The sequence below is a fragment of the Caulobacter sp. GW821-FHT09B11 genome (genome assembly GCF_059418205.1).
Map to the genome: position 1 here is coordinate 1 of NZ_JBWKPK010000045.1, position 13,793 is coordinate 13,793.

Annotated in this window: 14 protein-coding genes; 3 read left to right on the top strand and 11 right to left on the bottom strand. The window is 68.5% G+C overall.

Annotated elements, in window-relative coordinates; genetic code table 11:
- Positions 1-180 precede the first annotated feature (180 nt).
- The 3 genes from AC07N1_RS23335 to AC07N1_RS23345 all read right to left on the bottom strand — a co-directional run bounded on the left by AC07N1_RS23335 (position 181) and on the right by AC07N1_RS23345 (position 2,684).
- Positions 181-417 carry a hypothetical protein gene (locus AC07N1_RS23335; protein ID WP_494673963.1) on the bottom strand — a complete coding sequence of 79 codons (237 nt, stop codon included), beginning with the start codon at positions 415-417 and terminating at the stop codon, positions 181-183.
- Positions 418-487: 70 nt separating this feature from the next.
- Positions 488-1,384 (bottom strand): DMT family transporter, encoded by an 897-nt coding sequence (locus AC07N1_RS23340; RefSeq protein WP_494673964.1) that lies wholly within the window; start codon positions 1,382-1,384, stop codon positions 488-490.
- A gap of 13 nt (positions 1,385-1,397) precedes the next feature.
- Positions 1,398-2,684, bottom strand: a complete 1,287-nt coding sequence (locus AC07N1_RS23345; protein ID WP_494673965.1) for an adenosylmethionine--8-amino-7-oxononanoate transaminase — start codon at positions 2,682-2,684, stop codon at positions 1,398-1,400.
- Between the two features lie 78 nt (positions 2,685-2,762).
- Here AC07N1_RS23345 and bioF point away from each other — a divergent pair, with 78 nt between their 5' ends.
- The 3 genes from bioF to AC07N1_RS23360 are packed head-to-tail and all read left to right on the top strand — an operon-like array spanning position 2,763 to position 5,475.
- Positions 2,763-3,917, top strand: a complete 1,155-nt coding sequence (bioF, locus tag AC07N1_RS23350) for an 8-amino-7-oxononanoate synthase (protein ID WP_494673966.1) — start codon at positions 2,763-2,765, stop codon at positions 3,915-3,917.
- Positions 3,914-4,576, top strand: coding sequence for a dethiobiotin synthase (gene bioD, locus AC07N1_RS23355; protein ID WP_494673967.1), 663 nt, complete (start codon positions 3,914-3,916; stop codon positions 4,574-4,576). The genes bioF and bioD overlap by 4 nt, the downstream gene beginning before the upstream one ends.
- A 5-nt stretch (positions 4,577-4,581) precedes the next feature.
- On the top strand, positions 4,582-5,475 hold the full coding sequence (locus AC07N1_RS23360) for a Gfo/Idh/MocA family protein (protein WP_494673968.1): 894 nt from the start codon (positions 4,582-4,584) through the stop codon (positions 5,473-5,475).
- A 22-nt stretch (positions 5,476-5,497) separates the two neighbouring features.
- On the opposite strand, the gene AC07N1_RS23365 is transcribed toward AC07N1_RS23360, so the two are convergent.
- From AC07N1_RS23365 to AC07N1_RS23400, 8 genes are all read right to left on the bottom strand, one after another.
- A complete protein-coding gene (locus AC07N1_RS23365; protein ID WP_494669910.1) occupies positions 5,498-5,944 on the bottom strand; it encodes a toxin-activating lysine-acyltransferase in 447 nt (148 codons plus the stop codon).
- A 155-nt stretch (positions 5,945-6,099) separates the two neighbouring features.
- On the bottom strand, positions 6,100-7,116 hold the full coding sequence (locus AC07N1_RS23370) for a tyrosine-type recombinase/integrase (RefSeq protein WP_494673969.1): 1,017 nt from the start codon (positions 7,114-7,116) through the stop codon (positions 6,100-6,102).
- A 238-nt stretch (positions 7,117-7,354) separates the two neighbouring features.
- Positions 7,355-7,888 (bottom strand): single-stranded DNA-binding protein, encoded by a 534-nt coding sequence (ssb, locus tag AC07N1_RS23375; RefSeq protein WP_494673970.1) that lies wholly within the window; start codon positions 7,886-7,888, stop codon positions 7,355-7,357.
- A 168-nt stretch (positions 7,889-8,056) separates the two neighbouring features.
- Positions 8,057-8,446 (bottom strand): hypothetical protein, encoded by a 390-nt coding sequence (locus tag AC07N1_RS23380; RefSeq protein WP_110121796.1) that lies wholly within the window; start codon positions 8,444-8,446, stop codon positions 8,057-8,059.
- A gap of 109 nt (positions 8,447-8,555) precedes the next feature.
- Positions 8,556-9,239 (bottom strand): hypothetical protein, encoded by a 684-nt coding sequence (locus tag AC07N1_RS23385; RefSeq protein ID WP_494673971.1) that lies wholly within the window; start codon positions 9,237-9,239, stop codon positions 8,556-8,558.
- Between the two features lie 66 nt (positions 9,240-9,305).
- A complete protein-coding gene (locus AC07N1_RS23390) occupies positions 9,306-12,149 on the bottom strand; it encodes a hypothetical protein (RefSeq protein WP_494673972.1) in 2,844 nt (947 codons plus the stop codon).
- 104 nt (positions 12,150-12,253) lie between these two features.
- Positions 12,254-12,808, bottom strand: coding sequence for a UDP-4-amino-4,6-dideoxy-N-acetyl-beta-L-altrosamine N-acetyltransferase (gene pseH / locus AC07N1_RS23395; protein WP_494673973.1), 555 nt, complete (start codon positions 12,806-12,808; stop codon positions 12,254-12,256).
- Positions 12,809-12,911: 103 nt separating this feature from the next.
- Positions 12,912-13,751: a flagellin gene (locus AC07N1_RS23400; protein WP_494673974.1), complete on the bottom strand. Its 840-nt coding sequence runs from the start codon at positions 13,749-13,751 to the stop codon at positions 12,912-12,914.
- Between the last annotated feature and the right edge of the window lie 42 nt (positions 13,752-13,793).

Below are 13,793 nucleotides of genomic sequence, written 5' to 3' on the forward strand. Positions count from 1 at the left end.
CCAACGAGCTGCGCCCGCCAACCATCAAGCTCGCGCTCGACACCTATCGCAATACACAGGGACCCAGGGGACTGGGCGCGGCGATCAGGTTCGCACTCGATAGCCGGCGCACTGCGGCTCCCCCTGGGTCCCAGGCTCTCCGCTTCGCTCCGGCCGGGATGACGAAAATGGAGCGCGCCGTCAGTTCTTCTTGGCGTCCTTGACGGCGCCTTCCAGGTCGCCCGAGCGCACGCCGCCGACCACCTTGTCCTTCTTGCCTTCCTTCTTGAGCTCCTTGTCGCCGGTGATCGTGCCGACGGCGGACTCGACCTTGCCGGTGGTCTTCTGGGTCTTGCCGGCGTCCTTGTCGCAGGCGGAAAGGCCCAGCAAGGCGACGGCGGCGACAGCGGCGAGGGAAAGCGGACGGGTCAGGTTCATGCGGTGAAGCTCCATGTGTGGAAGCTCAACGCGCCTTGCCGCGCTTTGGTTCGCCTCTAAAGCTGAAGCCTCAGGCCGGCTCGGCGACCGGCGGGGTCTTCTTCTCGGTCAAGGCCACCAGGGCCACGCCCAGCATGGTCGCGCCGCCGCCGATGACCAGCTGCGGCGACAGGTCATCGCCCATGAACAGCACCCCGATCGTGCACGAGACCAGCGGCGTCAGCAGGAAATAGGGCGTCACCCTTCCCGCCTCGCGCCGCTGCACCAGCCAGAACAGCAGGGCGCTGGCGCCGATGGTCGAGACGACGCCGGCGAACACCACGCAGGCCCAGGCGATCGGCGGCGCGGCCGTAACGCGCGGGATCACGTCCGGCTCGAAGGCGAAGGACAGGGCGATCAGCGCGGGCGCGGCGACCAGCGCCGTCATGCCCTGCACCTTCAGCGGCTTCACGCCCGGCGTCTTGCGCACCAGCACCGTGGCCACCGCCCAGATCGCGGCGGCGATGACCCCCAGCACGATGGCCGGCAGGTCGGCCGCGCCGTGGGGATCGAGACTCATCCAGGCCACGCCCGCGAAGGCGACGGCCAGCCCGGCGACGGCCGGCATGCGCATGGTCTCGCCCAGCATGCGCCAGGCGAACAGGGCGGTGAACGGGATCCACAGCTGGGTGGCCACTACCAGCGGGCTCAGCGATTTAGCCATGCCGAACGCCAGGTAGATGATCCCGAAGTGGATCGGCCCCGACAGCAGCACGATCGCCAGCAGCCGCTTCCAATCCGGGAACGGCGGCCGCACGAACGGGAAAAGGAAGGCCAGGGCCAGCGCGAAGCGCAGGCCGCCCACCATCATCGGCGGCAGGGCGGCCGTGGCCACCTTGGCCGCGGCGTTGTTCAGCCCCCAGGTCAGGATGATCGCCAGGATCGCGAGACGCTCGAGCGTCGTCAGGGGGCCGGTGGACGCGGACATGGGGCCGCTTGGATCAGACCCCGCCGGTTCCTTCAACCCCGCCGGCGACTACGACGTCGCGAATGGCCGACAGCAGGATGTCGAGGTCCGCGTCCGGCGTCGTGAAGGCCGGGGTCAGATAGACCACCTTGCCCATCGGCCGGATCCAGGCGCCCTTCTGCGCGAAGGCCTGGCACAGCGCGCCGACCGCCACCGGCGAGGCGAACTCGACGACGCCGATCGCCCCCAGCACCCGCACATCGACGACGCCCGGCGCGGCGCGGCAAGGCTCCAGCCCGGCCTTCAGCGCGGCCGAGATCCGCGCCACGTCGGCCTTCCAGGTTCCGGCCTCGAACAGGTCGAGCGAGGCGTTGGCGGCGGCGCAGGCCAGGGCGTTGCCCATGTAGGTCGGCCCGTGCATCAGGGCCGCGCCGGCCTCGTCGGACCAGAAGGCCTCGAACACCTTGCGCGAGGCCACTGCCGCCGACAGCGGCAGGGTTCCCCCCGTGAGGGCCTTCGACAACGTGACGATGTCAGGCTCGATCCCGGCCGTCTGCATGGCGAAGAGATCGCCCGTGCGGCCAAAGCCGGTGAAGATCTCGTCGAAGATCAGCAGTACGCCGTGCCTGTCGGCCAGGCGGCGCAGGCGGCGCAGAACCTCAGGATCGTGGAACAGCATGCCGCCCGCCCCCTGCACCAGGGGCTCGGTCAGCATGGCGGCGATCTCTCCGCCCTGTTCGGCGAGCAGCGCGTCGAGGGCGGCCTCGCCGGCGTCGTCCAGCGGCAGGTCGGCGATCACCTGGCTCGGCATCACGCCCGAGAACAGGCTGTGCATCCCCTCCTCCGGGTCGCAGACGGTCATCGTCGCCAGGGTGTCGCCGTGATAGCCGCCGCGGAACGACAGGAACCGCGTGCGGCCGCGCTCGCCGCGATTGATGTGGAACTGCAGCGCCATCTTCATGGCGATCTCAACCGAGACCGAGCCAGACTCGGCGAAGAACACGTGGTTCAGATCCCCCGGCAGGATCGCCGCCAGCCGCGCGGCCAGACGGTAGGCCGGCTCGTGGGCCAGACCGCCGAACATCACATGCGGCATGGCCTCCAGCTGCTCGCGCACGGCGGCGGCGATGTGAGGGTGGTTGTAGCCGTGGCAGGCCGTCCACCAGCTGGCGATGCCGTCGACCAGCTCGCGGCCGTCAGCCAGCACGATCCGCGAGCCGTGGGTGCGCACCACCGGAAGCGGCGTCGGGGCCGTCTTCATCTGGCAGTAGGGCCGCCACACGTGCTTGGCGCCTTCGGTGAGCCAGTCGGGGGTGCTCATGACGATCCTTCGTTGCGCCGGCGGGGTGGCTTGCCTAGAGCGTCCCGGCCCCTCAGGGCAAACAGGAACTGAATCGGCATGCACAGTCTGGACGCCTTCGCGAGCGGCAAGCTCGCGGCCCTGGAGGCCATGAGCCTGCGCCGCCGGCTGAAGCCCACCCGCCGCCTGCCCGGGGCGGTCGTCGAGCGCGACGGCAAGCGGCTGCTGTCCTTCTCCTGCAACGACTATCTGGGCCTGTCGCAGCACCCGGCCGTGATCACCGCCGCCCAGACCGCCGTGGCCGAGTACGGCGCGGGCTCTGGGGCCTCGCGCCTGGTCACCGGCGACAGCCCGCTGATCTCGGAACTTGAGAGCCGCCTGGCCCGCCTGAAGGGAACCGAGGCCTGCGTGGTGTTCGGCTCAGGCTACCTGGCCAACACCGGGGTGATCCCGACCTTCGCGGGCAAGCAGGACGTCGTCTTCGTCGATGAGCTGGCCCACGCCTGCATCTGGGCCGGGGCGCAGCTTTCCGGGGCCAAGGTCATCGGCTTTCCGCACAACGACAGCGACGCCCTGGCCGAACTGCTTGCCGAGCATCGCTCGACCTTCCGCCACGCCATCGTCGCCACCGACGGGGTGTTCTCGATGGACGGCGACGTCGCGCCGTTGGACTGGCTGTCGGCCGTCTGCGAGGCCAACGACGCCTGGCTGCTGGTCGACGACGCCCACGGCGTCGGCGTGCTGGGCGGGGGCAAGGGCACGGCCGCCCTGTTCCCCGACGCGGTGATCCCGCTGCAGATGGGCACCCTATCCAAGGCCCTGGGCTCCTACGGCGGTTATCTGTGCGCCTCGCAGAGCGTGGTCGACTTCCTGAAGACCCGGGCCCGCACCGTCGTCTACACCACCGGCCTGCCGCCCGCTTCGGCCGCCGCCGCCATCGCCGCCCTCGACCTGATCGAGGCCGACCCGGCCTTCGCCGCCCAGCCGCTGCGCAAGGCGCGGCTGTTCACGCAGGCCGCCGGCCTGCCCCGGGCCGAGAGCCCGATCGTGCCCGTGGTGATCGGCGAGGCCGACGCCGCCCTGGCCGCTTCGGCCGCCCTGGAGGCCGAGGGCTTCCTGGTCGTCGCCATCCGCCCGCCCACCGTGCCCGCCGGCACCGCCCGCCTGCGTCTGGCCTTCAGCGCCGACCATCCGGACGACGAGGTCCTGCGCCTGGCAGCCCTCGTCCGCCCCTACGTGGACGCGAAAGCATGAGCGCCCTGTTCGTCGCCGGCACGGGCACCGACATCGGCAAGACCCACGTCGCCTGCGCCCTGATCCGCGCCCTGAAGGCGCGCGGCGTCGCGGTGGACGCCTTCAAGCCGGTGGTCAGCGGCTTCGATCCCGAGGATCCCTCCGCCAGCGACCCGGCCCGCCTCGCCGAGGCTCTGGGCGATCCGGCCGCCCTGTCCCGCATCTCGCCGCGCCGCTATCGCGCGCCGCTGGCCCCGAATCTGGCCGCCCGGCTTGAGGGCGACACCCTTCGCCTCGCAGACCTCGCCGCCGACTGCCGCGCGGCCCTGGCCGGCGCGCACGACCTGATGCTGGTGGAAGGCGCCGGGGGCGTCATGTCGCCCCTCACCGACGAGGCGACCAATCTCGACCTGATCGCCGCGCTGGACCTGCCGGTGCTGCTGATCGCCGGTTCGTATCTCGGCACGATCAGCCACGTGCTGACCGCCCTCGTCGCCTTGCGCGCCCGGGGCGCGACCATCGCCGCCATCGTCATGAGCGAGAGCCTGGACGCCCCCGACCTCGTCCAGACCGCCGACGCCCTGCGCGCCTTCGAACGCGAGACCCCGATCTTCCTTGCGCCCCGCGACGAACATTGGGACGCAAGGGACCTGGCGGAACACCTGTCCAAGGGGCTCTGAAGCGCATGCGCGTGGCGATGATCGGCCTGGGCGACATCGCCCGCAAAGCCTACCTCCCGGTGCTGGGCGTGCGCCCCGACGTGCATCTGGCCTTCGTCACCCGCAGCACCGCCACGCTCGACGACCTGGGCGCGGCCTGGCGCGTGGACCGGCTGCACACCGATCTCGACGAGGCCCTGGCGCGGGGGCTCGACGCCGCCTTCGTCCACGCCGCGACCGAGGCTCATCCCGAGATCGTCCGCCGCCTGATCGAGGCCGGCGTGCCCACGCTCGTCGACAAGCCGATCGCCGACACCCTGGCGCAAACTGAAGCCCTGGTGGACCTGGCCGAGACGCGCGGCGTGTCGCTGGCCGTCGGCTTCAACCGCCGCTTCGCGCCCTCATACGTCGCCGCCGCCGGCCTGAAGGCGCCGCTGGTGCTGATGCAGAAGAACCGCAGGACCTATCCCGACGGCCTGCGCCGGGCGGTGTTCGACGACTTCATCCACGCCATCGACACCATCCGCTTCCTGGCGCCGACCGCGCGCGAGGTCCGGATCGACGGCCATGCGGTAGATGGCAAGATGCGGCACGCCAGCCTTCACCTCTCAGGACCGGGCGTCGACGCCCTCGCGATCATGAACCGCGACAGCGGCGCCGACGAGGAGGTGCTGGAGGTCTCGGGCCGCGGCGCCAAGCAGCGCATCGTCGACCTGTCGGACGTCGTCGACTACGCCGGCGGCGAGCGCCTGACCCGGCGCGGCAACTGGACTTCGGTCGGCCGCCAGCGCGGCTTCGAGGGCCTGGTAGAGGCCTTCCTGTCGGCCGTGCGCGAGGACCGCCGACTATCGGCCCTCGACGCCCTGGAGACCCATCGCCTGTGCGAACAGGTCGTCACGGCCCTGACGCCGGCCGCCTAGGCCGACCCCGAAGCGCTCAAGCTCAGGCTTGGAGTTGCGGGGGATAGGTGACGACCTGGCGCTGGCCGTCGGCGCCGACGGCGTGGAACTTGAAGGTCTGGCCGGGGAAGACGCTGGCGCCGAGGTCGGCGAGGATCTCGTCCTGGCCGCCGAACGGCGCCACCAGCTCGATCAGCCACGGGCGGTCGCCCGCCTTCCACTCGTCGGCCCGCAGCTTCTTGGCGCCGGCCACCAGGCGCTCTTCGGTCTCTTCCGAGACGAAGGCCCAGAAGGCCACGGCGGCGGGGCTGTTGGGGCCATTCCAGATGCGGAACTGCTCCAGCAGCAAGGCCGGCATGGCGAACCATTCCAGGTCGCCGATGAACAGCTGCTTGTGCACCGGCGACTGGGTCAGCAGCCAGGTGATCTCGCCCAGAACCTGGGACACCGTCTTCTGGGGCGTGGTCGCGGAAGCTGCGCCGTCGGCCATGATCGAAACTCCGTTGGGTCGGCCGGCCCTCCCTCGTGGAGAGCCGACCCTTACTCAGGGTGGTAGCAGGAAAGATTCGGGCCGTCAGGAGCGAGATTTTCGCCCGCTCCATCCGCCCAAGAAAAACGGCCGGTCCCTCGCGGAACCGGCCGTCTTCAAGCCCACCCTTGCAGATAGCGTCTCAGCTGCCGCTCCCGAGCTGGAGCGACGCCGGCCTCGTCCATGGCGCGAGAAAAACGCTCGTTCCAATCATGGCGAAGGACATGGCAGGTCAAATTGGCAGGAAGACCCGGCATCTTTTGTAACTGCTGGAAAATCTTCTCGACTGCCGAGATGGATAATTCGGCTCCGGTCCTTTGATTTATGAAAAGGAAGCCGTGCTGGCGAGCGCGTGGGGGAGCCTCGATCCTCACTTGCAGTATGTAAACTGAGAGTAGATCAACGACATCAGATCGAAGATCCAATAGTCTCCCTTGTGTTTTGAGCAACGGTTGACGTCGCCTGGAATCCCTACCGCTGTCGGGACGTCGGATCAGCCTGATTTGCCCTCTTTGCAGGTCAACGTCCTCGACTCGCAGCGCCAACAACTCACCGCGACGCAAACCAAGCTGCAGGAGAAGTAAGATCATTAGAAAGTTGCGCGTGCGGACAGCCTCGTCCCTCCAGGGGTTCGCGCCGCTTTCTTGATCAACGGTATTGAGCAATACCTGCCGCTCAAAATCGTCGAGCCCTCTGCGAGGCTCGCCCTGTCGCCCGTGCCGGCTGGATCGCGCATCAAGGGAGCGGAGCAGCTCCTCGCGCGAAACTCTGTATTTTTGCTCTGCGCCGGGTTCGTGTCCCAACGCAAAGAGGCGCCGCTCGCTGAGCCACGCTAGATAGCGCCGTACTGCACGACGGCGGTTACCGATGGTATCTCGCGCGAGAGCCGGAACGGCGGGATCGAGCTTCACGATCTTTCGCGACGAGCGCGAACCAGAAGCCTGGCCGATATGGCTAACCGGTCGCGCGGTCGCATCCCAAAGCGCATCCAGTTCGTGAGCTCGAAACAGCGTTCCCGTATGGATGCGGTCGTCTAAGGAAATGTCGTCAGCGACACACCACAAGAGCAGGACCTGCACCCCGACCAAATGCTGCGCGATCGTATTGGCCGCTCGCGTGCGCAGCGTGGTCATCACGTAAATCGCGGGCAGAGGTAGCGGGACGCCACTCTCGCGATCGACCAAGATAGGTAGCCGCTCCCCACAAGAGCGGACATGCAATCGGACAACCGGCCAAGTCATGTGGACGCTCCGAGCGTGGTAGGCCTTTAGAGGCTACAACCGGCAAAGAGCGCTGAGGAAGGTGCAACAAGAAGACGGCCGGCTCCAAAGGAAACCGGCCGCTTATTTACAGTCTGAGCCTTATTCGGCTCTAGAACGGGATTTCGTCGTCCAGGTCGGCCGAGAAGCTCTCGCGCGGGCCGCTGGGCTGGCTGCGCGGGGCGCCGCCGCCGAAGTTGCCGCCGCCCTGGCCGCCGCCGTAGCCGCCACCGCCGCCGCCCGAGCCGTAGCCCTCGTCATAGCCGCCGCCCGGCGCAGCGCCGGCGGCGTCGCCGCGGCCGCCCAGCATCGTCAGTTCGCCGCGGAACTTCTGCAGCACGATCTCGGTGGAGTACTTTTCCTGGCCCTGCTGGTCGGTCCACTTGCGGGTCTGGATCGAGCCCTCGATGTAGACGGTCGAGCCCTTGCGCAGGTAGCTCTCGGCCACCTTCACCAGGTTGTCGTTGAAGATCACGACCCGATGCCACTCGGTCTTTTCCTTGCGCTCGCCGCTGGAGCGGTCGCGCCAGGTCTCGGACGTGGCGATGCGCAGGTTGGCGACGCGGTCGCCCGAGTTGAGGGTGCGGATTTCGGGGTCGGCCCCGAGGTTGCCGACGAGGATGACCTTGTTGACGCTGCCAGCCATAGCGATGTCCTGTTCTCGCCCGGCGACCCAACGCGCCGGAATCTCGAGCGGAGACGTTAACGACTCAGCAAGGCGGAAATCAAGAATTGTTCACTAAACGTTCCTGTGAACAGAGGGCGGTTATCCACCGCCCTCTCCTGGCTTCCCACAGGTTTCGAGGGAACGACCTCAGCGCGCCGGCAGGGCGCCGGGCACGGCCAGGCGGCCGTCGCCGGTGCGCACCAGCGACATGAACCGGGCGCCTTCGTAGCTGTCGCCCAGATAGATGCCCTCGCGTTCCACGAAGATGAACTTGCCCTGATAGGAGCCGGTCAGCTGCTCCTTGCGGAGGCCCATGCGCAGGAAGCGGATGCGCATCCCTTCCAGCGTGGCCGCGCAGGTCTCCATGTTGGGCACGTTGCGTTCGACCGAGTTGAACTGCAGCGTGCCGTCCTTCTTCTCAATGACGTGGTTGCAGACGCCCTGGTCGAAGGGCGCGCGGGTGGCCTTGACGCAGCCAGACAGGCCGCTCGCGGCGACGCCGAGGGCCAGGACGGCGGCGATGGGGGAAACGCGCATCAGAGAACTCCTTCGGCCCAAGAGCCTTTCCCGACGGGAAAGGCTCTCATTCAAATATCCATAGCGCGGCCCGGGCGGGTCAACCGCCCAGACTTGACCCTGCCGCGCCCTAGCCGACGCTGGGAATGGCGCAGTTGGCGGCCTGTTCCACCACCAGGTGGAACGAACGGTTGTCGGACGACGCCTCGACGCGGCCCGGCAGCAGGCGAAGGGTCTCGTCGCCCCAGCGGCCGTAGGTGGCGCCGCCCGGGCGCTCGCACTTGCCGGCGAAGAGCTGCTGGATGCAGGCGTTCTGGGTGATCTCGCCCGGCAGCTTGTTCCACTGGCCGCCCAGATAGCGCTGGCAGACGGCCAGGGGCGCGCTCGGCGCCGAGGTCGCGCCCGAGGCGGCCGGGGTCGTCGCCGGGGTGGCGACGGGCGCGGCCACGGCGGGCGGCGGCAGCGGGGTCAGCACCGTGCCGGCCTGGTCGGCGGCGGCCAGGGCCCCGGTCTCGTCGACGCCGACGTCGAGGGCCCCGGTGGCCACGCCGTTCTTCTTGGCGCATTCGGCCAGGGTGGTCTCGCCCACGAACTGGCCGCCGACGAAGCAGCGCAGCGGACGGGCCGGATCGTTCAGCTTGGTGTCGTCCGAACGGCCGGTCTCGACGATCAGGCCGCCGCGCGAGGCCGGCGGATCCTCGGCCGGCTTGCGATCCTTGCCGCCCATCAGCGCAAAGGCCACGGCCAGGCCCGCGATAACCGCCAGGGCCGCTCCGCCGCCCAGCAGCACGCGTCGATCTTTGAGAAGTTCCATGCCCCCTGGCTACGACGCGTCGATGACGGTTTCAAGCGTCACGGCGGCCGCGAGGCCGTGCGGGGCCTAGCTGCCGCCGGTAAGGCGGTCGAGCGCGGCCTGGTAGTTGGCGATCTGGTTGGTCAGATAGGCCGGGGCCGTGCCGCCGGTCTTGCCCGAGGTGGTGCTCGAACCGTCGGCCTTCACGCCGTTGGCGATGTCGGCCATCTCGCGATAGGCGTTGCGGATCGCCGCGGTGGCCGACTTCAGCAGGTCGGCCGTGGTCGCCCGGGCCGTCTCGTCGACCAGGCTGAGCTCGGTGGGCAGCTTGAGGCCGTAGACCGGCCCCTTGCCGTCGGCCGAGACGGTGCGGCCGTCGTCGGTCTTGGTGTTGCGCACGATGCCCGAAGCAAGCCCAAGCGCGCTGAGCACGTTGCTGTCGCCCTTGCCCGGCAGCACCTCGACGGTCGAGGTGTTGTAGGCCGGGGTGATCTTCAGCTTGCGCATGTTGCCGTCGCTGGAGATCGACACCTTGGCGGCGTAGCCCGAGGCCCGGCGGATCTTGTCGGCCAGGGTGTCGAGCGTGTCTTCGGCGCCGATGGTGATGGTGGTCAGCGGGCCGCGCTCGCGGGTGCGGATCTGGAACGTGTCGCCCGGCCGCGCCGAGGTCGCCGAAACGATCTTGTCCGACTGGGTGTAGTTCATCGTCCCGCGCGGCAGGCCGAAGATGTCCAGCGCGCTGGAGCCGGAGGCGTCGACCGCGATTGAGGTCGGGGTGGCGTAGCCGTCCTTGCCGGTCAGGCGCTGTTCCCAGGTGGCGTCGCCGGTGGCCATGTCGATCTGGGCGACATAGCCGTCCTTGGTGCCGACCGTGGGCTGGCCCGCCAGGTCCTTGCCGGCCGAGCCGACCAGCCACACCTGGCCGTTGGAGACGGCCATGCCGGTGACCGTGTCGTCGCCCGTGCCGCCGTAATAGGCCAGGGTGTCGCCGGAGGTGCTGGTCAGGTCGAGCGAGACGCGGGCGACGAAACCGTCCGAACCGCCCGAGGCGGCTGACTTGACGTTGCCGACCGTCAGCGAGCCGTTGGTGGTGTAGCCGCCGACATAGAGCTGGCCGTTGTCGATGGTCAGGCCGGCGATGTCGCCGCCCTTCAGCGTGCCGAGGTCGCGCGTCGCGCCCACGGTCATGGTCGCGGCCTTGGTGTAGGTGACCGGCTTGGTCTCGTAGACCCCCGCCGCGTTCAGCGCGGTGCGGTTCTCGGTCACCACCGAAGTGGAGACGTCGAAGCTGCGCAGCATCGCCTCGCTGCCTTCCTTGCTGGCGACGATGACCTTGCCGCCGTCGACGACCATGCCCGAGACGGTGTCGTTCTCGGCGCTGCCGAAATGGGTTGTGAACAGGGCCTTGGGCGTGCCGGTGATGTCGGCCGCGAAGCCCGTCAGATAGTTGTCGTAGCCGCCCTTCGAGGCCGAGCCGGTCGCGCCGGGCAGGTCCGACTTGGTGCGGCCGGCCACATAGACGACGCCGTCCTGGCCAAAGGCGACGGCGGTGGCCTCGTCTTCCAGCAGGCCGCCGCGACGCACCGTCCAGGCCTCGTCGCCGGCGGCGTCGTACAGCGAGACGAAGCTGTCGGTGACCGTGCCGTTGCTGTCGGAATTGATCGGACCCGTGGTGGCGCCGGTCAGGGTTCCGGCGACCGAGCCGGCCACGGCCACCTTGCCGTCGCTCGACACGGCGATCGAATAGCCGGTGGCGGTGTCGGCCGCGCCCAGGCTGCGGGCGTAGAGCAGCTTGCCGGCCGAGTCGTACTTCATCAGGGCGACGTCCTGGTCGCCCTTGATGGTCTGGCTCTCGACGCTCTTTTCGACGTCGGCCAGCACGTAGATCGAACCGTCGGGGCCGGTGACGGTCTTGTGGACCTTGGCGACCGTACCCTCGAGCGTGTCGGAGAACACCTTGGTCCCGGCCGTCGCGCCCGAGCCGGCGCCGTACTTGGTCAGGGTGTTCTCGATGACCGCGTCGTCGGTCTTGGTGTCCTTGTCCGGGTCGGGGTTGCCGGCCTCGGTGGTGATGTAGACGGCGGGCTTGGAGACCGAGGCCGTGAAGTTCAGCTTCTCGATCGAATCGCCGCGGATACGCAGGGCGAAGTCGTCGCCGGTGGCCGGCAGCTTCACCGTCTGGCCGTTGACCGTGGTGGTGCGCGCCACGCCCGCCGTGCGCTCGACGGCGAAGGTGGTGTTGTAGCCGGCGGCCGAAAGCTTGTCGTTGAAGAAGCTGACCACGTTGGCCATGGTCCGCGGCTTGGAGCCCATCTCGGACAGGTCCATCTTCAGCGTCGTGGTCTCGCCGAACTTGGTGACCGCCATGTCGAAGCTGACGGCGCCCTTGAACTGCGGGACCTCGTCGTCGACCTGGCCGCTGTAGAGCGTGTCGGTGACGTAGCCGTAGACGTTCTTGGGGATGCCGACCGTCGACTTGTCGGTGGTCATGGCCGCGCCGGTGGTCAGGCGCATGTTCTCGCCGTTCAGGTTCTGAACGTAGTTGGTGAGCTCGGTCAGGCCCTTGGTCATCGCCGTCTGCAGGCGCTTGATCTCGCTGTCGGAGACGTTCTTGCCGCTGGCCTGGCCGGCGATCGCCGTCAGGGTGTTCAGGGCCTGGTAGGCGGTGAACAGCTTCTTGTAGTCGCCGGAAATGCCGGGCGAGGCCGCCTCGGCGGCGCCTTCGTCGATGAACTTGCGACCGTTCAGCGCCGACTTCACCAGGTCGCTGGCCTGGGTGGACACCGTGGTCCAGGGCGCGGCCGGAATGGCTTTCTTGCTGGATGACGACGAGGTCGTCCCCGTGGTCGTCGCCGTGGACGCAGTCGAGCCCGTCAGGCCGACCTTGGCCTGATAGTAGCTCAGCAGCGAACTGGTGTCGAAAGTGATCACGACAGCTTCCACGGAAGGCGCAATGCGCCACACAGCGGCAATCTACGGTTATGAACGCTGACGTTTCGTTAAGACGTGTGAATCGAACCCAGCGCCAGGCGGTTTCAGGCCGCGATCAGGTGGGCGTCGCTGAGCGAGCGCCGGGCCTCTTCGCGCAGGCCGGCCCATTCCTCGGCCAGTATGCCCAGCAGCACCACGTCGCGCGGCTCGCCGTTCTTCAGCACGTGGCCGCGCAGATAGCCCTCGCGGCGGAAGCCCGAGGCGGACTGGGCCTTCAGGGCCGCGTCGTTGTCGGCCATGACCTCGGCGAACACCTTGTGCAGGCCAAGCTCGCCGAAGGCGCGGTCGAGACCCAGGACCTGGGCCGCCCGCCCTACCCCGCGGCGACGGGCGTCGGCGGCGCCGACGAACCAGTTCCAGCTGGCCCGGCGGTGATGCGACAAAAGGCCCGTCAGGGTCAGCAGGCCGGCCGGCGCGCCGGCGCGCACGATCATCCAGCCGCGCATGTTGGGATTGGTGCGAAGGGATTCGAACCAGGCGGCGTGCGCCTCCCGGCTGGGGAAGGCGGCGTCCGACATCCAGCGATCGACCTCGGGCTCGGCGCGCCACTGAAACAGCACCGCCTCGTCTTCGTCCTTCAAGTCCCGCAGTTCGATCATGCCGAGCGAATCCCCTTGCGCCGCGACGTGCAGAGTAACCACGCAAAAAACGCCGGCCTAGGGAAAGACCGGCGTTTGTTGTGACAATTACGTTGGGGCAGCCTCAGCCGCCGCTGCCGAACAGCGACAGGATGATCTGCGGGGCGCTGTTGGCGATCGACAGGGCCTGGGCGCCGAGCTGCTGCTTGACCTGCAGGGCCTGCAGGCGGGCGCTTTCCTTGGCCATGTCGGCGTCGACGAGGTTGCCCACCCCGGTCTCCAGCACGTCGGACAGCTTGGAGACGAAGGTGTTGTGGGCGTCGATCTGCTTGGCCTGCGAGCCGATCGAGCCGACCGCCTGGTTGACCGAGGCGATGGTCGTGTCCAGCCGGGTCAGAACGGCCGTGGCCTGGGTCAGGGTGGCGATGCTGTCGGTGGCGACCAGGCTGTTGTTGGGGCTGCCCAGCGACAGGGTCTGCAGGTTCAGCGAGATGACGGTCTGGGCGTCGGCGTCGGCCAGGAAGGTGATGGAGGCGGTCTGGCTGCCGTCGAGGATGTTGGCGCCGTCAAAGGTGGCGCTGTCGACCACCTGGGTCAGGTTGCTCAGCAGGCCCTGGAAGTCGGCGTCGAGGGCCTTGCGGGCCGAGGTCGACAACGAGCTGTCCTTGGCGGCGACCACCTTCTCGCGCATCTGGTTGAGCAGGTCGGAGACCGACTCCCCGGCCGTCAGGGCGACGTCGGCGATCGAGGTGGCGCGGTCGAGGCTCATCTTGACCGAGGACAGGGCCGAGCGGTCGGCCTGCTGGTCCTGGGCGATCGACCAGACGGCGGCGTTATCCTTGGCGCTCGAGATCGCAAGGCCGGTGTTGATGCGGGTCTGGACGCCCGACATCTCTTCATTGGTCTTGTTCAGATTCTGCAGGGCGATCAGCGCAGGCTGATTGGTGTTCACGCTCAGCGTCATCACGATCTCCGAACGGCGTTCTCGCCGACTTACGAGGGAGCT